20 protein-coding genes and 1 pseudogene are annotated in these 24,877 nt (G+C 62.8%); 12 read left to right on the top strand and 9 right to left on the bottom strand.

The annotated features are described in order from the left end of the window. Nucleotides 1-24 precede the first annotated feature (24 nt). The 3 genes from SAZ10_RS16895 to SAZ10_RS16885 form a co-directional block, all read right to left on the bottom strand. A complete protein-coding gene (locus tag SAZ10_RS16895; protein WP_318610531.1) occupies nucleotides 25-1,290 on the bottom strand; it encodes a Glu/Leu/Phe/Val dehydrogenase in 1,266 nt (421 codons plus the stop codon). 139 nt (nucleotides 1,291-1,429) lie between these two features. Continuing rightward, complete coding sequence (ctaD, locus tag SAZ10_RS16890; protein WP_318610477.1) at nucleotides 1,430-3,022, bottom strand: cytochrome c oxidase subunit I; 1,593 nt, start codon at nucleotides 3,020-3,022, stop codon at nucleotides 1,430-1,432. A 107-nt stretch (nucleotides 3,023-3,129) separates the two neighbouring features. Further along, entirely contained in the window at nucleotides 3,130-3,756 is a 627-nt protein-coding gene (locus tag SAZ10_RS16885) for a 5-formyltetrahydrofolate cyclo-ligase (RefSeq protein WP_318610476.1), read from the bottom strand. A gap of 110 nt (nucleotides 3,757-3,866) precedes the next feature. On the opposite strand from SAZ10_RS16885, the gene SAZ10_RS16880 reads away from it, so the two are divergent. Then, complete coding sequence (locus SAZ10_RS16880) at nucleotides 3,867-4,709, top strand: LysR family transcriptional regulator (RefSeq protein WP_318610475.1); 843 nt, start codon at nucleotides 3,867-3,869, stop codon at nucleotides 4,707-4,709. Nucleotides 4,710-4,810: 101 nt separating this feature from the next. Here the strand turns inward: SAZ10_RS16880 and SAZ10_RS16875 are convergent, their stop codons facing one another. Next, nucleotides 4,811-5,245 carry an Lrp/AsnC family transcriptional regulator gene (locus SAZ10_RS16875; protein ID WP_318610474.1) on the bottom strand — a complete coding sequence of 145 codons (435 nt, stop codon included), beginning with the start codon at nucleotides 5,243-5,245 and terminating at the stop codon, nucleotides 4,811-4,813. Nucleotides 5,246-5,391: 146 nt separating this feature from the next. Between SAZ10_RS16875 and SAZ10_RS16870 the strand changes: the two genes are divergently transcribed. The 8 genes and pseudogenes from SAZ10_RS16870 to metB all read left to right on the top strand — a co-directional run bounded on the left by SAZ10_RS16870 (nucleotide 5,392) and on the right by metB (nucleotide 16,526). Next, nucleotides 5,392-8,445 carry an aminotransferase class III-fold pyridoxal phosphate-dependent enzyme gene (locus SAZ10_RS16870; protein ID WP_318610473.1) on the top strand — a complete coding sequence of 1,018 codons (3,054 nt, stop codon included), beginning with the start codon at nucleotides 5,392-5,394 and terminating at the stop codon, nucleotides 8,443-8,445. 118 nt (nucleotides 8,446-8,563) lie between these two features. Beyond that, nucleotides 8,564-9,640: a LacI family DNA-binding transcriptional regulator gene (locus tag SAZ10_RS16865; RefSeq protein ID WP_318610472.1), complete on the top strand. Its 1,077-nt coding sequence runs from the start codon at nucleotides 8,564-8,566 to the stop codon at nucleotides 9,638-9,640. A 17-nt stretch (nucleotides 9,641-9,657) separates the two neighbouring features. Next, nucleotides 9,658-10,404: a transporter substrate-binding domain-containing protein gene (locus tag SAZ10_RS16860; RefSeq protein ID WP_318610471.1), complete on the top strand. Its 747-nt coding sequence runs from the start codon at nucleotides 9,658-9,660 to the stop codon at nucleotides 10,402-10,404. 62 nt (nucleotides 10,405-10,466) lie between these two features. Continuing rightward, nucleotides 10,467-12,113 carry an amino acid ABC transporter permease gene (locus SAZ10_RS16855; RefSeq protein WP_318610470.1) on the top strand — a complete coding sequence of 549 codons (1,647 nt, stop codon included), beginning with the start codon at nucleotides 10,467-10,469 and terminating at the stop codon, nucleotides 12,111-12,113. Beyond that, nucleotides 12,094-13,509 carry a GH1 family beta-glucosidase gene (locus tag SAZ10_RS16850; RefSeq protein WP_318610469.1) on the top strand — a complete coding sequence of 472 codons (1,416 nt, stop codon included), beginning with the start codon at nucleotides 12,094-12,096 and terminating at the stop codon, nucleotides 13,507-13,509. Before SAZ10_RS16855 ends, SAZ10_RS16850 begins: the two co-directional genes overlap by 20 nt. Then, complete coding sequence (locus tag SAZ10_RS16845) at nucleotides 13,499-14,197, top strand: SDR family oxidoreductase (RefSeq protein ID WP_318610468.1); 699 nt, start codon at nucleotides 13,499-13,501, stop codon at nucleotides 14,195-14,197. Before SAZ10_RS16850 ends, SAZ10_RS16845 begins: the two co-directional genes overlap by 11 nt. A gap of 276 nt (nucleotides 14,198-14,473) precedes the next feature. Beyond that, nucleotides 14,474-15,289, top strand: a pseudogene (locus SAZ10_RS16840) (sulfite reductase); the annotation flags it as partial. A 55-nt stretch (nucleotides 15,290-15,344) separates the two neighbouring features. Beyond that, a complete protein-coding gene (metB, locus tag SAZ10_RS16835; protein WP_318610467.1) occupies nucleotides 15,345-16,526 on the top strand; it encodes a cystathionine gamma-synthase in 1,182 nt (393 codons plus the stop codon). A 12-nt stretch (nucleotides 16,527-16,538) separates the two neighbouring features. On the opposite strand, the gene SAZ10_RS16830 is transcribed toward metB, so the two are convergent. The 4 genes from SAZ10_RS16830 to SAZ10_RS16815 are packed head-to-tail and all read right to left on the bottom strand — an operon-like array spanning nucleotide 16,539 to nucleotide 19,372. Further along, the gene (locus tag SAZ10_RS16830) at nucleotides 16,539-17,081 is read right to left on the bottom strand and encodes a DUF4142 domain-containing protein (RefSeq protein ID WP_318610466.1); all 543 of its coding nucleotides are present in this window, start codon (nucleotides 17,079-17,081) and stop codon (nucleotides 16,539-16,541) included. Nucleotides 17,082-17,086: 5 nt separating this feature from the next. Next, complete coding sequence (locus tag SAZ10_RS16825; RefSeq protein ID WP_318610465.1) at nucleotides 17,087-18,319, bottom strand: Zn-dependent hydrolase; 1,233 nt, start codon at nucleotides 18,317-18,319, stop codon at nucleotides 17,087-17,089. A gap of 55 nt (nucleotides 18,320-18,374) precedes the next feature. Continuing rightward, the gene (locus tag SAZ10_RS16820; protein WP_412535234.1) at nucleotides 18,375-18,731 is read right to left on the bottom strand and encodes a RidA family protein; all 357 of its coding nucleotides are present in this window, start codon (nucleotides 18,729-18,731) and stop codon (nucleotides 18,375-18,377) included. Then, nucleotides 18,728-19,372 carry an isochorismatase family protein gene (locus SAZ10_RS16815; RefSeq protein WP_318610464.1) on the bottom strand — a complete coding sequence of 215 codons (645 nt, stop codon included), beginning with the start codon at nucleotides 19,370-19,372 and terminating at the stop codon, nucleotides 18,728-18,730. Before SAZ10_RS16815 ends, SAZ10_RS16820 begins: the two co-directional genes overlap by 4 nt. A gap of 64 nt (nucleotides 19,373-19,436) precedes the next feature. On the opposite strand from SAZ10_RS16815, the gene hydA reads away from it, so the two are divergent. Next, nucleotides 19,437-20,876 (top strand): dihydropyrimidinase, encoded by a 1,440-nt coding sequence (hydA, locus tag SAZ10_RS16810; protein WP_412535233.1) that lies wholly within the window; start codon nucleotides 19,437-19,439, stop codon nucleotides 20,874-20,876. Between the two features lie 58 nt (nucleotides 20,877-20,934). Here hydA and SAZ10_RS16805 read toward each other — a convergent pair whose 3' ends face one another. After that, a complete protein-coding gene (locus SAZ10_RS16805) occupies nucleotides 20,935-21,849 on the bottom strand; it encodes an IclR family transcriptional regulator (RefSeq protein ID WP_318610461.1) in 915 nt (304 codons plus the stop codon). A 258-nt stretch (nucleotides 21,850-22,107) separates the two neighbouring features. Here SAZ10_RS16805 and SAZ10_RS16800 point away from each other — a divergent pair, with 258 nt between their 5' ends. Continuing rightward, entirely contained in the window at nucleotides 22,108-23,244 is a 1,137-nt protein-coding gene (locus SAZ10_RS16800; protein WP_318610460.1) for a BMP family ABC transporter substrate-binding protein, read from the top strand. 70 nt (nucleotides 23,245-23,314) lie between these two features. Beyond that, nucleotides 23,315-24,868 (top strand): ABC transporter ATP-binding protein, encoded by a 1,554-nt coding sequence (locus SAZ10_RS16795; RefSeq protein ID WP_318610459.1) that lies wholly within the window; start codon nucleotides 23,315-23,317, stop codon nucleotides 24,866-24,868. Nucleotides 24,869-24,877: the final 9 nt, after the last annotated feature.

Here is a 24,877-nt window from a genome sequence, read left to right as displayed (position 1 = left end):
CCATCTGGCGAGAGCCCGCCGACTTCAGCTTACGAAGAAGCTCTGCGTGCCATGCGCCTCGATTGCCTCGGCGAGGCGGCCCAGCGCATGGACATAGGCGGCCGTGCGCATCGTGACGTCCTTGACGCGCGAGATGTTCCAGATCGCGCGGCCCTCGCGCTCCATGATGGCGCGCAGCCGCTCGTGGATTTCCTCCAAGGGCCAGTAGTAGCCCTGCCGGTTCTGCACCCATTCGAAATAGGACACGGTCACACCGCCGGCATTGGCCAGAATGTCGGGGAGGACCACGACGCCGTTGCTCGCCAGGATGGCGTCCGCTTCCGGCGTAACCGGACCATTCGCCAGTTCCAGCACCAACTTGGCCTTGACCGAGGCGGCGTTCTTCTCGTCGATCATGTTTTCCAGTGCAGCCGGCACGAGCAGGTCGCAAGTGACGCCGACGAGTGCATCGGGAGACAGGGCTTCATGCCCATCCTGGCCGACGGTGGTCTCCACGGATCGGCCCTTGGACTTCGCATCGAGCAGCATCTCGATATTGAGGCCGGCATCCGACTTGACTGCGCCTGCCGAGTCCGAAACGGCGACGATCTTGTGACCGTCCGCCGCGAGCAAGCTCGCGATATGCTGTCCCGCATTGCCGAAACCTTGCACGGCTACCCGCAGCGTCCTGCTGAGGCCAAGCTCCTCAGCCAGATGGCGGACCAGATAATAGCCGCCGCGCGCGGTCGCGTCGCCACGCCCGAGCGAGCCGCCCAGCGCGATCGGCTTGCCGGTGATGACAGCAGGCTCGGCCTGGCCGACGATCTGGGCATATTCATCGGCCATCCAGCCCATGATCATCGAATTGGTGTAGACGTCAGGCGCGGGAATATCGCGATCCGGCCCGATGATCCGGGCAAACGCCTGGATGTAGGCCCGCGACAGCCGCTCCAGTTCGGCCTTGGAAAGCTTGCGCGGATCGACCTGCACGGCGCCCTTGCCGCCGCCATAGGGCAAGTTCATCACTGCGCATTTGAAGGTCATCCAGAAGGCCAGGGTCTCCACTTCGTCGATCGTGGAATCCGGATGGAAGCGGATACCGCCCTTGGTCGGGCCGCGCGTGTCGTCGTAGCGGCAGCGCCAGGCGAGGAAGGATTTTCGCGATCCATCATCCATGCGGATCATGAGACGCGCCTTGGTGGTTTCTCGCGCGTATTTCAGTTTCTCGATCACATCCGGGTCGATGCTGACATGGGCGGCTGCCTCGTCCAGGCGGACGAGCGCGTGATCAAGAAGACTGTCTTCGGGCATCATGGCTCCTGAGAGTTGGATTGTTATGAGGCATCTGCATATAGCGCAGGCAGGGTCATCGCAACCAAAGACAGTGTTGCTGACCTATCTTTAGGCGAGGTGCCTTTTCAGTCGGCACCTCGTTCGTCTCGACCTGCTGTCAACGTATGCGAGGCAGGGAATTGAATTGATGGAAGGGCGGGGGCGAGGGGAGCGTCCATTCGAGCGTCGTCGCTCCTTCGCCCCATGGATTGGCTCCGGCAACGCGCCTGCGCGCAAACGCCTCCGCCACCGCGAAAAAGAAAACGACGAGGCCGGCGGCCGAAATATAGGAGCCGATGGACGAGACGAAGTTCCAGCCGGCGAAGGCGTCGGGATAGTCGGCGACGCGGCGCGGCATGCCGGCGAGCCCAAGGAAGTGCTGCGGGAAGAAGACGAGGTTGACGCCGATGAAAGTCAGCCAGAAGTGGATCCGCCCGAGCGTCTCGCTCATCATGTAGCCGGTCATCTTCGGGAACCAGTAGTAGAAGCCCGCGAAGATCGCGAAGGCGGCCCCGAGCGACAACACGTAGTGAAAATGCGCCACGACGAAGTAGGTGTCTTGCATCATGCGGTCGACGCCTGGATTGGCAACGATGACACCGGTCATGCCACCGATGGTGAAGAGCAGCACGAAGCCGGTCGCCCAAAGCATTGGCGTCCTGAAGGTGATCGAGCCGCCCCACATCGTCGCCAGCCACGAGAAGACCTTTATTCCGGTCGGCACAGCGATGACCATGGAGGTGAACGCGAAAAAGCGCTGGGAATCGACCGACAGGCCCACCGTGTACATATGATGCGCCCACACTACGAAGCCGATCACGCCGATCGCCACCATGGCATAGGCCATGCCCAGATAGCCGAAGATCGGCTTCTTCGAGAAGGTCGAGATGACGTGGCTGATGATCCCGAAGCCCGGCAGGATCATGATGTAGACTTCCGGATGGCCAAAGAACCAGAACAGGTGCTGGAAGAGGAGCGGGTCCCCGCCGCCGGCGGGTGAAAAGAAGGTCGTGCCAAAGTTGCGGTCGGTCAAAAGCATCGTGATCCCGCCGGCGAGCACCGGCAGAGCCATCAGCAGTAAGAAAGCAGTCACCAGCATCGACCAGGCGAAGAGCGGCATCTTGTGCATCGTCATGCCCGGCGCGCGCATATTGAGGATCGTTGTGATGAAGTTGATGGCGCCGAGGATCGAGGATGCGCCCGCCAGATGTAGCGACAGAATGACGAGGTCGACCGCTGGACCCGGCTGGCCATCGGTCGAATAGGGCGGATAGAGCGTCCAGCCGCCGCTATGGCCGGTCGATCCGGAGGCGCCCGGAATGAACAGCGACAGGATGAACAGGCAGAGCGACGTGGCCAGAAGCCAGAACGAGATGTTGTTCATGCGCGGGAACGCCATGTCCGGGGCGCCGATCATGATCGGCACGAACCAGTTGCCGAAGCCGCCGATCAGCGCCGGCATGATGACGAAGAAGATCATCACCAGACCGTGCGCGCTGACCACGACATTGTAGAGGTTCGGATCGGTGAAGATCTGGAGCCCGGGCTCCTGCAGTTCCATGCGCAAGGCGACGGACAGGCCGGTGCCGAGAATGCCCGCCAGCATCGACAGGATGAGATAGAGCGTCCCGATGTCCTTGTGATTGGTTGAAAACAGCCAGCGCGTCACGAAGTCCGGCCTGGGACCTTCTGCGGCTGTTGCGTCCGACATCGCTTCCTGCCCTTCTTAGCCTGGCAGGCTCGGCGGTCTCGAAACAGGACGGCGTCCTCTGGCCCGTCGTCGTGGTGGGGAACCAGGCCTTGCCTGTGTCTTTGCGATCAGTCCGTGACGATCATGTCCATGGGGACATCGTGCGGCTGGGGATAAATCGTTGGTATCCTGCTCTCAGCGTAGCCGACGCCGATCTTTATAGGCGCTCTCGACATTGCGGCAAGCGTGCGATCGAAGAAGCCGCCGCCGTAACCCAGGCGATAATTCTCGTCATCGGCGCCGACGACCGGCGCAATCACGATGTCGGGCTGCACTGCGGGTCCGCAGGCGGGAACTAGAATATTCCAGACGCCTCGTTCGAGCGGATCGCCTGGCGCCCAGATCCTGTATTCGAGAGGCAACCCCTTCTGGATGACGACCGGCAGTGCGATGCGTCCGCCGCGCTCGATGACCTTGATGCCCCAGTTGCGCAGGTCAGGCTCGCCACGGAACGGCCAATATGTGCCGACGATGCGTCCGCTGACCTTGCCGACGGCCGTGTCGAGCTTGTCGGCGATGCGGCCGGACCGGAATTCCCGGTCCTCCGCAGGCAGCGCCAGGCGCTCATCGATCAGTCGCTTGCGCTCCGCCTTCCGCCATCTCGAGACGTCAGTCCACGCATCCGAGCGATAGCCCGGCTCCAGTTCGTGCATGAAGCAGGGTGGCGATGCGTATTCCGCGTTTTCGCTTGGCATTGTGGGAATCCGACTGATCACAAATGCAGCGTGCGCGTTGCGAAAGAAGAAGGCAAACGGAATTAGATGCTATATCGGTGCAAAAATATTGCACTGAAGAGTGACGCGCCATGGATATCGACCGGGCTCGAACCTTTCTCGAGATCGTCCATACCGGCAGTTTTCTGAAGGCGGCCGACCGCCTCCACGTGACACAGACGACCGTGAGCGCTCGCATCCGCACACTCGAGGAGGAGCTCGGCCGCCAGCTCTTCGTACGAAACCGCAACGGCGCGACGTTGACGGCGGCAGGACGCGAGTTCGAGCGCTTTGCCCAATCCTTCGTCCAGATCTGGGAGCGCGCTCGCCAGCAGCTGACGATCCCGCCGGGACGCTCCAGCGTCGTGGCGCTGGGCGGTGAGCTCAGCCTTTGGAACCCGCTGCTGCTCGACTGGCTCGTCTGGATGAAGAAAGAGCAGCCGAAGATCGCGATCCATGCGCATGTCGGCGTGCCCGACCAGCTGCTCGAGCAACTGAGGACCGGGGTGCTGGACGTCGCGGTCCTCTATGCACCCCAGCTCCTGCCTGGATTCAGGGTGGAACTGATCGAGGAAGAGCAGCTCGTCCTGGTCCGCAAAACCGCAAAGGACGGGGAGGCCGAGAATCCGGACTATGTCCACGTCGATTGGGGACCGCAGTTCGCGGCTCCCCGCGGCTTTGGACCGGCGGCATTCGGCGAGCCCGGGCTGTTTGTCGGTCTCGGCCCATTGGGCTTGAATTACATCCTGCGTGCGGGCGGCATGGGCTTCTTCCGCAGGGGCGCCGTGAAGCCGCATATCGAGGCTGGCGAGTTGGAACTGGTCGCCGGGGCCCCGGAGTTCACCTATCCGGCCTACGCCGTCTATCCGGAATCCGGGGCATCGAGGGCCGCCGTGCAGGATGCACTGCGCGGCCTCAAGGCGGTCGCTCATTAAAGCCTTTCACGAGGCATCCGAACCTGCATTTTTGCAGAATTTTGACGTCGCTACGGGAAAGTTCTCTCCAAAAAGGGTGATCCTCAACTTGTAGCTGCCTACTAGACTCGGTCTATGTCCCTGCGCAGCACAATCAGCGTGGTGAGATCCTGAACGGCCTCGCCGCTGGCGATATTGTCACGCAAATTGTTCAGTCGGTCGATTGACGGCACCTCGACTTCGACGACCAGATCGAGCTGGCCGCTGATCGACGACACGCGTCGCACCTCCGCGTAGCCGGCAAGCTTGTCTAGGATGCTCATCGAGGGTGTGCGTGCCAGCGTGACGAGCAGAAAGGCGCGAATGACGTCCCTGTCCAACTGGCCGATATCGGCCCGGTAGCCGCGGATCACGCCGGCGCGCTCCAACTGAGCCACCCGCTCGCTGGCAGCACTGCGCGAAAGGCCGACGCGGGCGGCCAACGCCTTCAGCGGTATGCGCGCCTCCTTCGACAGGATGGCGAGAATTTCCTGATCCTTCACATCCGGCTGCTTCACCCCTGGCTCCTTGCCGCGCCGGCAATACGCCGGTTGATCTCGTCAGACTGCCGGCCGGGCCGGCGCTTTGCCGGATGTCTGATTTGCATGGCCGTGCAAAACTATCCACCAATTTTCCCAACCCGCCAGCAGCCTCGGCAGACCCGATGACAGATATCCACCATCCCGCGCCCGCTTTCCCGCTCGACCAAGCCGCTCGGCTCGCCAGGGAACATTTCGGCCTGCAGGGCGAACTCAGCCCTCTTGACAGCGAACGCGACCAGAATTTCCGGCTGGTTTCCGGCACCGAAACCTGGACCTTCAAGATCATCAACGCCAGCGAGCCCGCCTTGGAAAGCGCTTTCCAGGCCGCGTTGCTCGACCATCTGGCGGCCGTCGCCCCGGATCTCGCGCTGCCACGCCTGCGCAAGGCGGCATCGGGAACCGCGCTGGCGACAGCCGTCGCGGAGTCCGGCGACCGTCATTCGCTGCGCATGGTGTCCTGGCTTCCGGGCCGCCCCCTGGCCGAGAGCGCACGCACGCCGGCCGTGCTCAATTCCCTTGGCCAGATGCTCGGCCGCATGGACAGCGCCCTGCAGGGCTTCATCCATCCGGGCGCACTGCGCCAGTTGGATTGGGACGCGCGGCGCGCCGGCGAAGCCCGCGCGCGGCTCGTTCACGTCGCCGATGCCGGCGACCGGGCATTGCTGGCCCGCTTCCTCGACCGCTTCGACGCCGAGGTGGAGCCCCGGCTGCCCGCCCTGCGGGCCCAGGTGATCCACAACGACGCCAACGACTGGAACGTGCTGGTCGATCCCGACGGCCCCGATCGCGTCGCCGGGATGATCGACTTCGGCGACGCGCTGCACACGGTGCTGGTCGCCGAACTGGCGGTGGCCTGCGCATATGCGATCCTCGATCATGAGGATCCCATCGGCGCCGCGGCCGATATCACGGCCGGTTTCCACGCCCAGTATCCCTTGCGCGAGGAAGAGCTGGACCTGCTGTTCGACCTTATCGTGGCGCGGCTGGTGATCAGCGTGACCCTTTCCGCGGCGCGCAGCAGCCGCGTCGGCGACAACCCCTATCTGGCCATCAGCGAGGCGCCGGCCTGGCGCATGCTGCGGCGCCTGGATGCGATGAACCCGCGCTTTGCCACGGCGATCCTGCGCCATGCTTGCGGCTTCGACGCGGTGGCCGGCGCGAGCGCCGTAGCGGAATGGATCGGCCGCAACGCCAGGAGCCTGGCGCCCATCGTGCATCCGCATCCGGCAACGCTGACCAAGGAGCTGGTGCCCTATGGCGACGCCGCCCATCCTATGACTGTGGCGTCGGCGGCTGCGGACCCTGAAAAAGCTTCCGCCTGGTGGGACGCGCATGCGGCTCGAACCGGCGTTGCGCTTGGCATCGGGCCATGGGGCGAGGCGCGCACCGTCTATTCTGGCGATATGTTCAGATCGCGTTTCCTCGAGGGCGGGCGGCGCGACCGCCACCTCGGCCTCGACCTTTTCATGCCGGCTGGCACGAAGGTCCACACGCCGCTCGCCGCCACGGTGAGGAGCGTCGAGATCGAGCACGAGACGCTCGGCTACGGCGGCCTGGTGGCGCTGCTGCACGAGCCCGAAGGCTGCCCGCCCTTCGTCACGCTCTGGGGGCATCTCGCCCATGAAGCGATCGCGCGGCTGGAGCCCGGCCAGAAGCTCGCCGCCGGCGCGCTTGTCGGCGAAATGGGGGGATACCTGGAAAACGGCGGCTGGGCACCGCATCTGCATCTGCAGATTTCAACGGATACTGGCCTGTCGGCGCGCGCGATACTGGGTGTCGGCGAGACGCGCTACCTGGACGTTTGGCGCGAGCTGTTCCCCGACGCGGCGGCACTGGCCTGCATCCCGCCCGAAACCTTCGTGCAGACCGGCCGCAGCCGGGCGGAGATCGTTGCGGCGCGCAAGGCGACATTGCTGCCCAACCTGTCGATCTCCTACTCCGAACCGATCAAATTCGTACGCGGCGACGGCGTCTGGCTCATCGACGACCGCGGCCGCGCCTATCTCGACTGCTTCAACAATGTCTGCCATCTCGGCCACGCGCATCCCCATGTCGTAGAGGCCATCGCCAGCCAGGCCTCCAGGCTCAACACCAATACGCGCTATCTGCACGACAACATCGTCGCCTATGCCGAGCGGCTAACGGCGACCTTGCCGCCTGAGCTGTGCGTCGCCTCTTTCGCCTGTTCGGGTAGCGAGGCCAACAGCCTGATGCTGCGCCTGGCGCGCACCCACACCGGCCGCGAGGACGCCTTAGTCCTCGACTGGGCCTATCATGGCACGACCCAGGAGTTGATCGACCTCAGTCCCTATAAATACAAGCGCACGGGCGGCAAGGGGCGCAAGCCGCACGTCTTCGAGGCGGTCATTCCCGATAGCTATCGCGCCCCAAAGGATTGGCCCGTCGAGGAACATGCCAAACGCTTCGCTGCAAGCGTCGCCGAACAGATCGACGCCATGCGCGCGCAGGGTCGCGCCCCGGCGCTGTTCATGGCCGAATCGATTCCCAGTGTCGCCGGACAAGTCTTCCTGCCGGAAGGCTACCTCAACGAGGTTTATGCCATGGTGCGCGGAGCCGGCGGCCTATGCGTGGCCGACGAGGTGCAAGTGGGCTTCGGCCGTGTCGGCAGCCATTGGTGGGCGTTCGAGACGCAGGACGTCGTGCCCGACATCGTCACCATGGGCAAGCCGATCGGCAATGGGCATCCTATGGCTGCGCTGGTGACGACGCGCGAGGTTGCCGCCTCGTTCGACAACGGCATGGAATATTTCAACACTTTTGGCGGCAATCCGGTGTCCTGCGCGGCGGGACTGGCGGTGCTGGATGTGATTGAACAGGGCGACCTGCGCCGCAACGCGCTCGACGTCGGCCACCATCTGATCCGGCGTTTCCGCGACATACAGGAGCGCTACGAGGCCATCGGCGACGTGCGCGGGATGGGGCTGTTCCTCGGCATCGAGCTGGTCGCTGATCGCCGCACGAAGGAACCGGCAACCGCATTGGCCAAGAAGATATGCGACGGCGCCCGGACGCGCGGTGTGCTGATGGGCACCGAAGGCCCTTATGACAATGTCCTCAAGATGCGTCCGCCGATGATCTTTACCCGAGCCAACGCCGACCACTTGCTGTCGGTCCTCGAAGACACTTTCGAAGCGGTGCTGGCCGGAAAGGAGTAGCGAGCCTACCCCAGACGAGCCAGCTGTCGGTTTGTCCAATAATAAAAACGTTTTTATTTCGGTTGAAATCGTTTTTATTGGCCGGTACATTCCACTCTAAGAGGAGAGGGAACGCGCGATGGCTGAGGGCAAAACCGCAGCGAGCCAGCTTTCGCCGACGATCAAGACGCTGGCGGCACATACCGGCTTTTCGATCGGCACGATTTCCAAGGCGCTGCGCGGCTCGCCGGTGGTGACCGAGCAGACTCGCGAGGCCATCCTCGCCGCGGCGAAAGACCTCGGTTACCAGGCGAATGCGCGCGGCATGGCGCTGCGCACCGGCAAGACCTATCAGGCAGCGGTGCTGATGCCACTTACCTCGGCGGCCGGCTACGAGTGGGACGGCGTCGAATACACGCAGATTCTGAGTGGCATAAGCCAGGCGCTCGACGGAAGCGACTACCAGCTCTCGGTTCATGGCTACCGCTCTTTCGACGACGCCTGCGCGATTGCCCGCCGCGTCGCCGACCAGAAGCTCTCCGACGGGCTGATCTTCTCCGGCGTCCTGGCCGACGACGCGCGCGTTGCCATGCTCACGGAATCGGGTTTCCCATTCGTCTCGCTCGGCCGTTGCAGAAAGCCGCTCGTCTATGCTCATGTCGACGTCGACAACGAATGGGCAGCCCATGCGGCTACCGCACGACTGATTGCCGGCGGCCACTGCCGTATCGCGCTGATCAACGCCGACCGGCGCTTCTCCTACGCGCTCGACAGGATCGATGGCTTTGTCCGGGCCTTCCGCGAGGCAGGGCTCGAACCACCGCTCGATCTGATCGCCGGCGGTGATCTTTCCACGCGCTTCGGCCGCGACAGCACGCTGGCGCTGCAAGGTCTGCCCCAGCCGCCCACGGCGTTGGTCTGCGTCAATGAATCCACCACCCTCGGCGTGCTGTCGGCGCTCGGCGCGCTTGGCCTGCGGGTCGGCGAGGACGTCGACGTGATTGCCTATGACGACATCAACGTCAGCGCCTATTTCAGCCCGCCCGTCACCACGCTCTATCAGCCGATCGAAGTGCTCGGCCGCCGACTGGGCGAATTCCTGCTGCGGCTGATGGCCGGCGACGATGCCGCGCAACTCACCGAGGTCTTCCGCCCGCAATTGATCGCGCGGCAAGCCGACAATCTCGGCGGCCGACTGGACCGCCCCGACCCTTGAAAAATGGAGGAAACAGCATGAAGAGAGTTCTGTTTGGCCTGTCGCTGGCTTTGCTGGCGTCCGGAACCGTGCATGCCGCGGATCTTGGCGGCAAGCTGCTGAAGGTCGGGTCCGACACCACCTCGCCACCCATGGAGAGCATCGACACCGCAACCGGGCAGATCGTCGGCTTCGACGTTGACGTGGTCAACGCGGTTTGCGCCAAGATCAACTGCAAGGCCGAGTTCGTCACCACCGGCTGGGACGGCATCTTCGCCGCGCTTGACCAGGGCAATTTCGACTTCGTCGCCTCCGGCGTCTCCATCACCGACGAGCGCAAGAAGGCAATGGATTTTTCCGAACCCTACATCGTCAACAGCCAGGCGATCCTGATGCGTGTCGAGGACGAAGGCTCGAGCGTCGACGACTTCAAATCTAAGGGCAAGAAGCTCTCGGCCCAGGCCAACACCACGGACGCGCAGGTCGCCGAAGACATCGTCGGAAAGGACAATGTCGCAGCCTATGACAGCTTCAGTGCGTCCGTCATCGCTCTCAAGAACAAGGATGTCGACGGTGTCGTCATCAACGGCGCCAACGCCGCAGCATACGAGAAGGAATTCGCGGGCGAACTGGTAGTGCCGATCCGCAATCTCCAGTCCGATCCGCTGGGCCTCGTCTTCCGCAAGGGCGACGAGAACGTCGCGGCCTTCAACGAAGGCATCGAGGCCATCAAGAAGGATGGCACGCTAGACGCGCTGATCAGCAAGTACTGGGGCGTGAAGTAATCGCAGTCCACGGTCCCGGTGCGCCGCCGCGCCGGGACCTGTTTTGTGGAGGGCGGTCATCGATGCAGCTCCTGATGCGCGTTCGGCCCAGCAATCTCATCATTGCCGCCGCCCTGCCGTTTATCGTCTATCTCTTTGCCTCGTCGGCCGATTACCGACGTTCGCTGCGCGCCATCCTCGGCGTCGAGCACGGCTCGTCCGCATTCGTGCCCGGCTTCGCCCTGCTGGCCATCGCCTTCGCCGCCGGCGTCGGCGTTGTCGTTTTCAGTCGCGCCAAGGCGCCGAAACCGCGCCTTGCGCTGTTGTGCGCCGCGCTCAACTTCGTCGCCGCCTTGGCCTCCGCGACCACATGCCTTGTCTATGCTTACGCGTCCTCGGTCGTTGCCAATGCCGTCGATCCCTTCACTTCCAAGCTGGTCGTGCAGGGCGTGACGCCTCGCCAGTTGACCGGCGAGGCCGAGGCGTTGGTGCACGGCCACGTCTCGACACTGTTGTGGATCTACCTCGCCGTGACGGTCGTCGCCCTCGCCCTGTTCCTCGTCGGCGGCCGGCAAGGCAATGGCGAGGCCACGCGGCGCGCCGGACGCACCACCCTCGGCCTGATCAACGGTGCCGGGTTGGTCTTCATCCTGTTCCTGGCGCCGATGACCTTCGCGGCCGGCGTGGCCACCACCATCCGCGCGGCGATCGCGGCCTATATGCTGGCAGCGCTGCTCGGTATTGTCTGGGTCGGCCTGCTCAAGCTCGAATACAGCAAGCGAGCCGACCTCTCCTTCATCGTCATCACCGTGTTGCTGGCCTGCGCGGCGGGATGGTTCCTGATGCAGCCGCGCCAGGCCTACACGCTAGCCGGCAGCCTGCAGGGCAAGGTCGCCGTGATCTCCGGCACGTCTTCCGGCCTGATCGGCGCCGTGCGCTTCGGCCAGTTTCCGTCCGGTCCGGAGGACGAGGTGCCGCTGCGCACCTTCAAGGGCGCGCCCGAAGCGCTCGCCGCACTGGCCAAGAATGATGTCAGCGCGGCGCTGCTTCCGTCCGCCTCCGCACCCGCCGACCTGCCGGTGCTCTGGCAAACGCAGACGCTCAGCGACCGCGACAAGGCATCCGGCATCACGTTCGCGGTGCTTGCCATCGCGCTTGGCCTGCTGACGTTCGGCGGGCACATCCATCGCCGGCATCCGCTCTCGATAGGCTCGGAGTTCATCGTCGACACCATTCGCGGCATCCCGATGCTGGTCATCGTGCTCTATGTCGGCCTGCCCTTGGCGGGCGCGCTCAAGGACGCCACGCAAGGCGTCTTCGACCCGCCAAACCTGGCGCGCGGCATCGCCGCCATGGCGCTGGCCTATTCCGCCTACCTTGCCGAGATCTTCCGCTCCGGCATCAACGCCATCCCGCGCGGCCAGCTCGAAGCGGCGCGCAGCCTAGGCCTCAATGGCTGGCAGACGGCGCGATTGGTTATCCTGCCGCAGGCCTTCCGCATCATCATCCCGCCGCTGGGGAACGAGCTGATCGCCATCCTGAAGGACACTTCGCTGTTGTCGATCCTCTCGATCCGCGACATCACCCAGCGCATGCGGGAATTCCAGTCGGCAAGCTTCCTGCCGTTCGCCCCATACAACTCCGCCGCCATCTTCTACATCCTGCTGACGCTTGCGGCGGCTAGCCTGGTTAGTACCGTCGAGAGAAAATATGACATCAAGCATAGATAAATCGCGCCGAGACCTCGAGGCGCGAGCCGCCTCCCTTGTCATGCCGGAAGGCTTCGTCTTCGGCGCGGCCACTGCGTCCTATCAGATCGAGGGCGCGCCGGCCGCCGACGGCAAGGGCGAGAGCATCTGGGACCGCTTCTGCAAGGTGCCGGGCGTGATCATCGACGGATCCAGCGGCGACGTTGCCTGTGACAGCTATCATCGCCTGGGCGACGACATCGCCTTGCTCAAGTCGCTGGGGCTAGGCGCTTATCGCTTTTCACTTGCCTGGACCCGCCTCCTCCCCGAGGGGCGCGGCGTGCCAAACGCCAAGGGTATCGCCTTCTATGACCGGCTGATCGACGGCCTGCTGGAAGCCGGCATCGAGCCTTATGTCACGCTCTACCATTGGGATCTGCCGCAGGCGCTGCAGGAGCACGGCGGTTGGTACAACCGCGACACCGCCGACGCGCTGGCGGAATACGCCGCGCTTGCCGCGCGCAGCTTCGGCGACCGGGTCAAGAAATGGACCACGCTCAACGAGCCCTGGACCTTCTGCTGGTCCGGCCATGCCTCGGGCGAGGACGCGCCGGGCTTGCGCGACGGGGCGAAGGGCGGCGTCGCCGCCAGCCACCACGCCTTGCTCGGCCACGGCAAGGCGGTGCCGGCCATCCGGGCCGAGGTACCTGACGCCTCCGTCGGCATCGTCTTCGACCTCAACGTCGCTGAACCGGCAAGCGACGACCCGCACGATATCGCCGCGGCAGGGCGCTTCGACGGAGCGCAGAACCGCTGGTTCCTGGACGCCGTCTTCAAGGGCGCCTACCCGCAGGACATGCTCGAGCTCTTCGGTGATCTGCTGCCGCCGATCCATGCCGACGACAACAGCCTGATCGCCGCGCCGGTAGACTATCTCGGGGTCAACATCTACCGCCGTTCGGTGATCGCGGCCGGCACGGAACTGGCCCCGATCAACTATCGGCGCGTGCAGCCGGAAGGACTCTATTCCGCGGTGGGCTATGAAATCTGGCCCCGCTCGATGTACGACATCTTGAGCTACGTCAATGATGGCTACGCGCCGAAGGCGATCTACATTTCCGAGAACGGCGTTGCTACGCGACCCGAACGGGTCGGCGCCGACGGGCGCGTCTGGGACGACTTGCGCGCCGCATATTATGTCGAGCATCTAGAACAGGTGGCAAAGGCCGTGGCCGAGGGCGTGCCAGTGAAAGGCTACTTCGCCTGGACGCTGATGGACAATTTCGAATGGGCGCATGGCTATACCTCGCCCTTCGGCATCACGCATGTCGACTACGCAACACAGGAACGGCGTATCAAATATTCCGGCGAAATCTATGCCAGGATCGCACGGCAGGAAAGGCTCGCGCCGGCGCGGAGAGCCGGACTTGGCCACTGAACGCGGGCAGGCAGGCGCGGTCCTGATCACCGGCGCGGGACGCGGCCTCGGCCATGAACTCGCCCGTCAATACGCGGAAGCCGGCTGGCAGGTCATTGCGTGCGGCCGCGCTTTCCCGGCCGGTGGCTTTGATCAGCGTATAGAGTTCCAGCCGCTCAACGTGACCGATCCTGCGTCGATCCTTGCCCTTGCCGCGCGGTTGGCCGGCCGCCCCCTCGACGTGCTGGTCAACAACGCCGCCGTCCGCAGCCAGGCGCCCGGATTGGAGGCGTTGGCGCCGGAATCGTTTCTCGACGTCCTCAGCGCCAACACGCTGGCCCCGCTCCTCATGGCAAAGGCCCTGCGCGCGAACCTTCGGCTGGCGGCCAGACCCGTCATTGCCAATATCAGCAGCCGCGCCGGCTCGATGGCGGAAGGCCTGCTCGACGACAATGACGATGACTATGCCTATCGCTGCTCCAAGTCGGCGCTCAACATGGCCACGGTGCAGCTTGCCCGCGACCTGAAGCCGGCGGGCATCACGGTACTGGCGCTGCACCCCGGCTGGGTCAAGACCGACATGGGCGGACCGGAGGCCGTGGTGCCGACCCGGCTGAGCGCCGAGGGAATTCGCTCGATCATCGCCACGACCGGCCTGGAAAGCAGCGGTGCGTTTGTCGCCTTTGACGGCCGGCCGATCGCCTGGTGAAAGACATGTGCGGGGGGTGAAGGTCGTCGCTGGGGTAGTAGCTTCCGCGCTGCTCCAGATACTTCTTTCACGAGGGATCCGATTTTTTCGCAGAATTTTGACGGGCCGCTGCCGGAAAGTTCTCCCAAAAAACCAGCCGGGACAAAACATGCAAGTCGCGTTTCGGCATAGGGCGAGAATGGCTGTTTCTTGCCTCGTTGAGTACAAATTTTTTGTTCTAACCTAGCAATATCATTCATTGGTCTGCATCGAACACAGCAGCCAAAAGTCGCCTCCGACCGCGGCCATGCCCGCTTCAAATACACCATCGACGACAAGGGCCTCGACTTCATCAAAGCCGAGATCGAGAGCCGCCTGGGTTTTGCGTTGGCGGCCGCCAGGCCGTATGACTTCACCTCCAATGGCGACGTCATCGGTTGGCAGCGGGGCGAGGACGGACGCGAGCACTTCACGCTGTTCGTCGAAAACGGCCGGGTCAGCAATTTTCTCGATCTCGCCATGCTCGATGGTCTGCGCGCCATAGCTCGCAACCACAAGGGCATGTTCCGTGTAACGCCCAACCAGAATCTCATAATTGCTGACATCGAGCCCGCTGACAGGCCGGAGACCGAAAGGCTCTTGAAGGAATACCGGCTCGACAGCCTGAACGAGGGCAGTGGGCTCAGGCTCAACTCCATGGCCTGTGTGGCTCTGCCGACTTGCGGCTTGGCCATGGCCGAAAGCGAGCGCTACCTGCCGGCTCTGGTCGGGAAAATAGAGACCATCCTTGCCGAGCACGGTCTCTCCGAGGAAGCGATCACCATCCGCATGACCGGCTGCCCGAACGGCTGCGCTCGGCCCTACATCGCCGAGATCGGGCTGACCGGCCGCGCACCCGGAAAATACAACCTCTATCTCGGCGGCGGCTTCCACGGCCAACGTCTGAACAAGATGGTTCTCGAGAATGTCGGCGAGAAGGCCATTCTCGAACTGATCGCCAAGGTGATCGGACAGTTCGCACGGGAACGGTCGCCCGGGGAACGGTTCGGTGACTTCGCCATCCGTGCCGGATATGCTGCCGAGGTCAGCGAAGGGCGGCATTTCAACGACTGAACCGACGGCAGGGCAAGTAGACAGCCGGGGTTACGCGAAAGCGGAAAAATTCGAGATGAGAAAGCGCGATCCCAAGACCGTTGCGGCAGCGAACGGCATCGCTTCGGACCCGGGCTACGGAGCGGTGACGCCGCCGCTCTACCTCACGAGCACCTTTGCCTTTGCCGGCTTCGAGAAGCATCGCGGCTACGAATATAGCCGCACCGCCAACCCCACCCGGGACGTTCTCGCCGACACGCTGGCGAAGCTCGAGGGCGGCGAGGGCGCGGTGATTACGTCTTCCGGCATGGCCGCCGTCGATCTTGTCCTCTCGCTTGCCGGCCGTGACGACCTGGTCGTCGCGCCGCATGATTGCTATGGCGGCACCTACCGGCTGCTTTCCGCGCGACGCGACAGGGGACATTTCGATCTGCTGCTCGTCGACCAATCCGATGCGGCCGCGCTGGCATCGGCTTTCGCGCACAAGCCGTCGCTTTTGCTGATCGAGACGCCGTCCAACCCGTTGATGCGCGTCGTCGACATCCGCGCCCTTGCGCAGCAGGCGAGGAAAGCCGGCGCCAAGATTGCCGTCGACAATACCTTTCTGTCGCCGGCGCTGCAGCGGCCGATCGAGCTCGGCGCGGATTTCGTGATTCACTCCACGACGAAATATCTGAACGGCCATTCCGACGTCGTGGGCGGCGCGGTCGTCTGCGCAGCCGCCGCCGACGCGGAACAACTTCGCGCATGGGCCAACATCACCGGCGTGACGGGCTCGCCCTTCGATGCCTATCTCACCCTGCGCGGTTTGCGCACGCTGTTCCCGCGCATCGAGCGGCAGCAGGCGAACGCTGCCGCGATCGCTTCCTTCCTGGAGAGGAGCTCGGCAGTGAGCGCGGTGCATTATCCCGGGCTCGTGACGCACCCCGGCCATGCGCTGGCTCGCACCCAGCAGGACGGTTTTGGCGCCATGCTGAGCTTCGAGCTCGCCGGCGGCTTGAAAGCTGTGCGCCGCTTTGTCGAGGCCGTGCAGGTATTCACTCTGGCCGAGTCGCTGGGCGGCGTCGAAAGCCTCGTCGCCCATCCGGCGACGATGACCCATGCCGGCATGGGAGCGGAAGCGCGCCGGGCGGCCGGCATCGCCGACGGCCTGCTGCGCCTCTCGGTCGGTCTCGAGGCCGAGGCCGATCTCCTCGTCGATCTGGAGCGTGGCCTTGCCGCTGCCGGACCAGACACGCGAGAAAAAAACGACGGCTAAGGCCTTGGAAATTCACGACGCCTGATGCGCCAGGGTCAAAATCCTGGTCTGATCCTGCTTGAGACTCACCAATTCGTTCGTTGCGTACTGCCGAATTGAGGCATTGCGAGAAGCGGCTGCTGCCTCGAAATGGGCTATGAAATAGCGGTAGTCGCCTATTTCGTGTCGGATGAAGCCTGCGTCGAAGTTTGCGCTCGGAATCGATGTAAAGCGCCTTTGGACCCTGAGATGCGTCGCCGACAGCGTGTTCGAAAGGGCAACCCCCAACCGGCCTGCAACCTGTCTCAGCCTGGACTCCGCCTCACTGTGCCGTTCGAGGAGATAGGTGCCTAGCTCTCGCACCCCCGGGATCTTCGCCCGCCTTTGTGCAATCCTCCCCATACCCTGCTGTTGAATTTCGATCTGAATTGCCCATTCCAGGAAGGCGCGATCAGAGCTGCTTTGGGAATAAGCGGGCGTGACCCCTGAAACTCCGGCAGCAACAAGCAGTCCAATGATTGCGCGCAGCGCCCCTTTGCCACGATGATGAGCAATCCGAGCGATCGAGTGCTTCACGTCGTTTATCCAGGTTCGCTGCGCAGGATCGCCTCGGCCGCATCGGCCAGCACCTGGCATCCAAGCACCAGGTCGGCGTCGTCCGTATTCTCGGTCCAGTGGTGACTGATGCCGCCAATGCTGGGGACGAAGAGCATGGCCGCCCTCAGCTTGCGCGCTACGACCTGGGCGTCGTGACTGGCGCCGCTCGGCATTCTGACGTGGGCGCCGGGTGCATGGCGCTCGGCGGCAGCTTCAATCGCTTCCTGGAATGCTGGGTCCATATGCCATGGCTTTCCGGTCGCTGTCCGCTCGATCTCGGCGCGGCAGCCGGTCTTTGCGGCGGTCTCTTCAACCAATTCCCTTAGGGCCGCATCGAGACGCTCGAGCACCGGTATCTCCGAATCCCGGAACTGGAACAACATCTCTGCTTTGCCAGGAATGATGCTGGGAGCCCCCGGTTCCAAAGTGATGCGGCCCGTCGTCCAGACCGAGCGCGAGCCCGCAATCCGAGGAAATCGCGCAGCTAGGGAGGTTGCCAGCAGCGCCGTAGCCAGGCCAGCGTCTTTCCGTATGATCATGCGGGTCGTACCCGCATGGTTTTGGATGCCATGGAAAACGATACGATACTGCCAGATAGCGACAATGCTCGTTACAATCCCGATCCGCTTTCCTGAAGCCTCGAGTGAATCTCCTTGCTCGATATGGGCCTCAAGGTAACCGACATAGCGATCAGGCTCGACCAATGTCCGTGGAACGCCTGAAAGCCCCGCTTCCCTAAGCGCGTCCCGGAGGGGCTGTCCGTGATAGGCATTCACGGCGCGGTCGAGATCGGCTTCTTCGATATCGCCGACGAAAGATCGACTTCCGAGCAGCGTGATGTAGTGGCTTTCCTCGTCCGCCCAAGCCACCGGCGCAATGGGAAGAGTCCCGCAATCCGGTGTTTCCGCGAACGTCCGGGCAATCTCGAGGCCATAGATGACGCCAAGCGCTCCATCGAGCCAACCGGCATAGTTTTGCGACTCGGCGTGGGAGCCGATCAGCAGCGATGGCCGCTGCGAGCGCGGCGTGCCGAACACATTGCCTACCCCATCGATATGCGCCTGAAGGCCTATGGCTTCGTATTGCTGTGCGAGCCAGCGGCGGCTGTCCATGTCATCCTTCGAAAAAGTCGGCCGATGTACCCCGGTCTTGTACGCGCCGAATTGAGCGAAGCGCCTGAGGTCCGACAGCAACCTTTCGGCATTTATTTCTGGCATCTGTTGTCCTGCCCTGATGATTGGAGATTGAAGCGGGTCGCGTTCGGGACGGGCGTCAGAGAAATGCCGTCACCATGATCTCCACGTTCAATGCGGGGTCGGCCAAGCGTGCTTCGACACAGGCCCTCACTGGCTTGCCGGCATCGGCTACCCAGTTGTCCCAGACCCCATTGAACTCGTCGAAAGTAGCGATGTCGGTCAACCACACCTGCGCGGAAACAAGGCCCGCCTTGCTTGTGCCCGCCTTGGCGAGGTGATGATCGATCCTGCGGAGGATTTCCCGCGCCTGTTCCGTGACCGAACCGCCGCGCGTCTCGACAGCTGTCAGGCCAGCAAGGAACACAAAACCGCCAGCCTCGACGGCGAGGCTCATCCGTTGATTTTGTTCGCGACGGACAATGTCACCGTTCACCGCGTCGCTCCTTCGTTCAGATAGGACAGGGTTTCCTCGATGCCGACGACATCGGCGTAGCGAAGGTCTATGTCGGTCAGGTTCACTTCATGGGCGAGCGGGGAGCGGTCGCCAACGGCTTCCCTGACGACGATCGTTCGCAGATTCAGATTGTGCGCACCTTCTGCGGTAGCTCGAACGCAGCCGCTCGTGCTGCAGCCAGTGATGATGAGTGTGTCGACGCCTCGTCCGACCAAGTAGCTGTCGAAGGGCGTACCCCAAAAGGCCGAGGCCCTCGGCTTCACCAGAAGCGGCTCGTCGGGCCGCCTGCCCAATCGCGGGTCCAATGCGACCATTTCCGATCCGGCATCCAGCGATCCACGTCTGCTGAGATGGATCATTTTCTGTCCGTAGGGGCCGGACACTTCCCCCGCCGCGAAGGCCATGGTTGTGAAGAACACAGGATGGCCGTTGGTCCTGGCAGCCTCGAGCAACTTGATCGTGTGGAAGAGCACCGGCTCCAGCCGTGACGAGCCCTGCGGGGAGCTGTCATCGAGCCACGACCGCGCAAGGTCTATGACCACGATGGCTGGTCGCTCCCCGAAACCGACACGCCCTCCAAAGCCGCTTCGCTCATAGAGCTCTCGGACTTGCTCGTACATCTACCCACTCCGTCCTGTATAAAGGATTGATTTCTTGATACAGGACAAACTAGGCTAGATTCGGATGCTGTCAAGCAGCGCGGCTGGCAGCCCATGGACAACCTCTGAAAGGAAGCGGCTCGTGCTGGATCTGGTTATCGAGAACGGTTTGTTGGTGACGGCGGCGAGTACATCGCGGGCCGATCTGGGAATAAAGGACGGGAAGATCGCTCAGATCGGCGGTCAATTGCAGGCCGCGAGCCGAATAGACGCGTCAGGCAAATACGTCCTGCCGGGCGGCATCGACGTCCACACGCATCTCGATGCGCCTGGCGCCGGCTTCAACACGGCCGACGATTTCCTTTCCGGGACGATCGCGGCGGCATGCGGGGGGACCACCACCATCGTCGACTTCTGCCAGCAGCAGCGCGGTCAGACACTGCATGACGCATTGGCGGGGTGGCACGCCAAGGCGGAAGGGAAGGCGGTGATCGACTACGGCTTCCACATCATAGTGGTGGATTTCAACTCGGGCGTGGAGGAGGAGCTACTGGCTCTGCCGCGGCAGGGCATTACAAGCTTCAAGCTGTTCATGGCCTATAAGGGCGCGCAGATGGTTGACGATCGGACGCTCGTGCGCACTCTGGCGCAAGCACGCAAATCTGGGGCGCTCGTCATGGTGCACGCCGAGAATGGCGACGCGGCCGACTTCCTCGTCGAGGAAAACCTGAAGGCGGGCAATACGGCACCCAAGTACCACGCGCTCAGTCGTCCGCCGCGAGTGGAAAGCGAAGCCACTGCCAGGGCGATTGCTCTGGCAGAAATCGCCGGGGCCCCGATCTATATCGTCCACCTGACTTGCGAGGATTCGCTTGAAGAAGTGCTGGCGGGGCGCCGGCGCGGGGTCGACGTGACGGCTGAGACCTGCACACATTATCTCTACACGACCAAGGAAGACCTGGCGCGAGAAGGTTTCGAAGGGGCAAAGTGGGTATTCACGCCGCCGGCACGCAGCAAGGAAGACCAGCAGGTACTTTGGCGTGCGCTTGGCAATGGGACGTTGCAGGCGGTCTCGTCAGACCATGCGAGCTGGTCCTATGCCGAGCACAAGCATCTCGGGCGGGATGACTTTTCGAAGATCCCCAACGGCGCGCCGGGAATCGAGGAACGTCTCACGATGGTCTATCAGGGGGTGAATTCGGGCCACTTCAGCATCAATCGCTTCGTGGAGATCGTCGCCACCAGCCCAGCCCGGCTGTTCGGGCTGTTCCCGCAAAAGGGCACGATAGCCGTCGGCAGCGACGCTGACCTCGTTCTCTGGGATCCTGACGTCTCGACCATGATTCGCCAGGCGGATCTGCACCACAAGGCGGACTATACCCTCCACGAAGGCAGGGAGGTGCGGGGGCTGCCGATCACGGTGCTTCGGCGGGGAGAGGTGATCGTCGAAAACCGGCAGTTCGTAGGTGTTGCCGGAGGCGGAAAATTCGTCAGGCGCCGGCCTTATGACCGCGGGGCGTTGTGACGCCTGGCTGTTTTGCCAAAGCGGGGCAGGCGCTTTACTGCCCCGCGTCAGCGCGCATTTACGAGGGAAAGTCCGGCGGAACCCGTGCCGCAATGGCTCGATGTATCTGTCCGGCTGTTCGCTGCATCTCTTGCGCGACTTGCTCTTCGCGCGGCAGCAGCGTGTTCACCAGCGACGAGACATTGAAGATATACGCCACCCGGCCAGACCGGTCGAAGATTGGAAGAGCGAGTGCCATCAGCCCCTCGGTGAACTCGCCGACCGAGCGGGCGTAGCCCCGCCGCCGCGTGGCGCCGATCTCGGCCCTCAGCGACATTGCGTCGAGAACTGTCGAGTCCGTATAGGCGACCGGGTTCCAGTCCTGCATCCAGCGGTCGATGCGCTCCGGGTTCTGCCAGGCGAGATAAGCGCGCATTTGGGCAGCTGCGTTTCGCGAGAAGCGATGACCCACCGGAAACGACACTTCCATGATGTGATGGGCATTGATCCTATCGATGACGACGAAGGTATCATCGGAAAGCGGCTCCGAAAGCACACACGGCAATTCAAGCCGCTCCACCAATGTAGTCAGGAACGGCCTTATCACATTGATGATCGGAGAGCTCAGCAGAGACGATGCATCGCTGAGGATGCCCGCTTGAAGATGATATGTCTTCGACTCCTCATCGAAACTCAGCCAGTCGAAATGCGTCAGCGTCTTCAGCAGCGAGTGACAATGACTTTTGGAAATCCCCAACGTGGACGAGATCTCGGCTAGCCCCGCCGCCCTTGGAGCCTTGCGATTGAGATAGGCCACGATGGCAATGCCGTTCTCGAGGGCCGGCACAATGCCGGGGGCGTGACGCTCGGAGACGAACTGGCCGCCGGCAGACAGCATCCAGTGGTCGCCTTGGTACTGAAGCTTCGCGTCTCCGGCGAGCTGCGGAGGCGACGCCTTCGGCTGATCTATCTCGGAACTGCGCTTCCTAGGCATTCTCATTCCTCTTCCGCGGTTCTGCAGCCAGGGCTTGTGAACTGTTGGCGAATTTCCGGCAACAGTGGCAGCCGCATCCGGCATTTCGCAATCCAGAGCACTTGCGCAGCGCAAGATCGCGCTTGACGGTAATCTTGGATCATGTAACGTCCTATATTGCGACCATCGTTCTATAAATAGAACGCAAGCCTGCGCGCGTCAAATTCTCGGCATTCGAGAGGGCGCGTCGGGAAACCTATTCTGAATGGGGAACAGACAATGTTTGACAAGTGGTTGGATCTCGAAAAGCAGTTCAATGAGGGGGCACTCACGCGGCGCCAGTTGATGGCAAACGCGATGAGGCTCGGCATGTCGTCCGCCGCCGCATATGCATTTCTGGGTGCGGTAGAGAACCCGACTTCGCTGAGCGAAGGCGGTATTGCGAGCGCGCGAGCGGCTGCCGATGGCGAGAAGCTGAATGCGGTCATGATCACGATCCAAAGGGCTGGCGATCTCGGCCCGGTGGATGCGATGATACGCGGCTTGAACCGCGGCGCCGAAGAGTTCAACTACAATGTCCGCGTGGTGGAAGCTCTCCAGGGCGAATATCAGGGGGCGATCGAGGCATCGGCGGCTGAAGAGCCGGACCTCATCATCGGACTGTTTCCGCCCATGGCCGATCCACTGGAGCGCGCCGCACGGCAGTTTCCAAAAACCTATTTCGCAAATCTCGTCGGCATCGTTCCGGAAGGCGTGCCCAACCTGAAATCCGTCTGGCATGCAAGCCAGGAGGGAACATTCCTCACCGGCGCGCTTGCCGGTCTGGTTTCGACACAAAAGCTGCTTGGCGTCGACAGCGATGTGCTGGGCGTCGTGCTGGCGGTCGAGAACAGCGAGCAGCATGGTTATCTTGCCGGCTACCAGCAGGGCTTCAAGATGACCAATGCCAAAGGCTCCGTGATCCACAATGTGATCGGAGGCAATTCACCGTTCGAGGATCCCGTCAAGGCCGCTCAGCTTGCTGGGGTGCTCAAGGAAAGAGGCGCTGGCATCATCGGCACCAGCGGCGGCAAGAGTCAGCATGGCGTGCTTGGCGCGGCTGCGAGGAGTGGCTATCTCGGCCTTGGACTGGATAACGATCAGTGCCAACAATATCCGGAAACCTGTATCGCCTCTGCACTGGTCTTTCTCGATCAGTGGGTCCTGGGCGTGATGAAGGAGGTACGAACCAACACCTTCAAGCCCGGTCATCACTATGTAGGGCTGGCGGATGGCGCTCTCGATATCTGCTCCTTCGGTGACGGCGACCACAAGCTCGGCGCGAGCTTGCCGAAGGTGATCGTGGACACCATCGCGAACCTGCGCTCGCAGGTCCTGAGTGGGGCCATCAAGGTGTCCGGCACGCCGGAACTATAGCCCTTGGGCAAGACCCGGCGTTAACTCGCCGGGCCTTCTCCTCGAATTCAGTTCGTTTGCAGGCTGACCCGTGCCCACACCGATCATCCAACTCATCGGCGTCACGAAGAAGTTCGGCAGTTTCATCGCCAACCAGGCGATCGATCTTGCCGTTCAGCCTAGCGAGATCCATGCGATCGTCGGCGAGAACGGGGCGGGCAAGTCGACCCTGATGAAGACCCTCGCCGGCCTGCATCTACCCGAGGAAGGACGGATCCTTTTACGAGGTGAGGAGGTCCTGCTGGGCAATCCCGAAATAGCCATGAGGCATGGTATCGGGATGGTGCACCAGCATTTTTCGCTGATCGAGTCGCTGACCGTGACCGAAAACGTCGTCCTCTCGAATCCGCCGCAGCGAGGCGGGGTTTTCCGCAAACGCCACGCGGAACAGTTGGTCAGGGAACTGGGCGATAGATACGGCCTCACTGTCGATCCCCGGCGACGCATTGCCGACTGCAGGGTCGGCGTCCAACAGCGCACGGAGATACTTAAGGCGCTCTACCGCAACCCCGATGTGCTGATCCTGGACGAGCCTACTGCGGTGCTTACGCCTCAAGAGGCGCGCTCGCTGATGGAAAACCTGCGCACGCTCCGCGACAATGGCAAAACCATCATCTTCATTACACACAAGCTGCAGGAGGTCATGGCGATCGCCGACCGCGTGACCGTAATGCGGGCCGGCCGGATCGTCCTGGAAACCGAGATATCGAAGACAAGTCCGAATGCGCTCGCTGTCGCGATGGTAGGGCACGAAATCCATGCCGAACGAAAAGAGCACCGCCCTGATCTTGGTAATAAGCTCCTGGAGCTGGATCATGTGACCTGCTCCGCCGATGGAGTTGGTGGCTCAAGCCTTCACGACGTCTCGATGACGTTGCGGGCGGGTGAGGTGCTCGGCGTTGCAGGCGTCGAGGGAAACGGCCAGTCCGAGCTCGTTGAGATCGTCACGGGGCTGCGCCTCCCGAATTCGGGGACTGTGCGGCTAAAGGGCGTCGACGTCACCAAGGCTTCGAGCCCTGCAGCGATGCGTTCACTTGGTGTCGCGCACATTCCAGAAAACCGAATCTCGACAGGGTTAGCGACGACAGCGCCGCTGATGGACAACCTCATCATGGGTGTTCACAGGTCGGCACCCGTGGCCCGCGGCATTTGGATCGATCAGGATGCCGCGCGTGATCATGCGAGGAAGCTCGTCCAGGAGTTCGACGTCAGACCTGGTGATATTCGCGCGGATGCTGGAAGCCTTTCCGGCGGCAACATGCAGAAGGCGATCGTTGCACGAGAATTGACCGGCGATCCCGAAATCATTGTGGCAGCGCATCCCACGCGCGGCGTCGACATAGGCGCTGCGGAATTCATCTACGAGCAGCTGTTGCGACGAAGGGATAAAGCTGCCGTCCTGCTCGTGTCGTCCGACCTGGACGAGGTTCTGCGCCTCTCCGACAGGATCGTGGTTATGTATCGTGGAAGCGTCATGGCTGAGGTTCTTCCCCAGGGCCTCACATCCGAGACACTTGGCCTGCTGATGGCCGGCATCAAGCCGGCTGGCGGCGTAGCGGCTCCTGGAGCGGGGGGTGTTGCGTGACGTTCCAGT

This window comes from Mesorhizobium sp. BAC0120 (assembly GCF_033542235.1).
Lineage (GTDB): Bacteria > Pseudomonadota > Alphaproteobacteria > Rhizobiales > Rhizobiaceae > JAWRCU01.
The sequence above is the reverse complement of the archived record's forward strand: the minus strand, read 5'-3'. Positions and strand labels throughout refer to the sequence as shown.

Excerpts from the sequence above, each read along its gene's own strand:
- SAZ10_RS16895 (WP_318610531.1), bottom strand. The coding sequence starts at position 1,290 with ATGCCCGAAGACAGTCTTCTTGATCACGCGCTCGTCCGCCTGGACGAG.
- ctaD (WP_318610477.1), bottom strand. The coding sequence starts at position 3,022 with ATGTCGGACGCAACAGCCGCAGAAGGTCCCAGGCCGGACTTCGTGACG.
- SAZ10_RS16885 (WP_318610476.1), bottom strand. The coding sequence starts at position 3,756 with ATGCCAAGCGAAAACGCGGAATACGCATCGCCACCCTGCTTCATGCAC.
- SAZ10_RS16880 (WP_318610475.1), top strand. The coding sequence starts at position 3,867 with ATGGATATCGACCGGGCTCGAACCTTTCTCGAGATCGTCCATACCGGC.
- SAZ10_RS16870 (WP_318610473.1), top strand. The coding sequence starts at position 5,392 with ATGACAGATATCCACCATCCCGCGCCCGCTTTCCCGCTCGACCAAGCC.
- SAZ10_RS16865 (WP_318610472.1), top strand. The coding sequence starts at position 8,564 with ATGGCTGAGGGCAAAACCGCAGCGAGCCAGCTTTCGCCGACGATCAAG.
- SAZ10_RS16860 (WP_318610471.1), top strand. The coding sequence starts at position 9,658 with ATGAAGAGAGTTCTGTTTGGCCTGTCGCTGGCTTTGCTGGCGTCCGGA.
- SAZ10_RS16855 (WP_318610470.1), top strand. The coding sequence starts at position 10,467 with ATGCAGCTCCTGATGCGCGTTCGGCCCAGCAATCTCATCATTGCCGCC.
- SAZ10_RS16850 (WP_318610469.1), top strand. The coding sequence starts at position 12,094 with ATGACATCAAGCATAGATAAATCGCGCCGAGACCTCGAGGCGCGAGCC.
- metB (WP_318610467.1), top strand. The coding sequence starts at position 15,345 with ATGAGAAAGCGCGATCCCAAGACCGTTGCGGCAGCGAACGGCATCGCT.
- SAZ10_RS16825 (WP_318610465.1), bottom strand. The coding sequence starts at position 18,319 with ATGCCAGAAATAAATGCCGAAAGGTTGCTGTCGGACCTCAGGCGCTTC.
- SAZ10_RS16815 (WP_318610464.1), bottom strand. The coding sequence starts at position 19,372 with ATGTACGAGCAAGTCCGAGAGCTCTATGAGCGAAGCGGCTTTGGAGGG.
- hydA (WP_412535233.1), top strand. The coding sequence starts at position 19,437 with ATGCTGTCAAGCAGCGCGGCTGGCAGCCCATGGACAACCTCTGAAAGG.
- SAZ10_RS16805 (WP_318610461.1), bottom strand. The coding sequence starts at position 21,849 with ATGCCTAGGAAGCGCAGTTCCGAGATAGATCAGCCGAAGGCGTCGCCT.
- SAZ10_RS16800 (WP_318610460.1), top strand. The coding sequence starts at position 22,108 with ATGTTTGACAAGTGGTTGGATCTCGAAAAGCAGTTCAATGAGGGGGCA.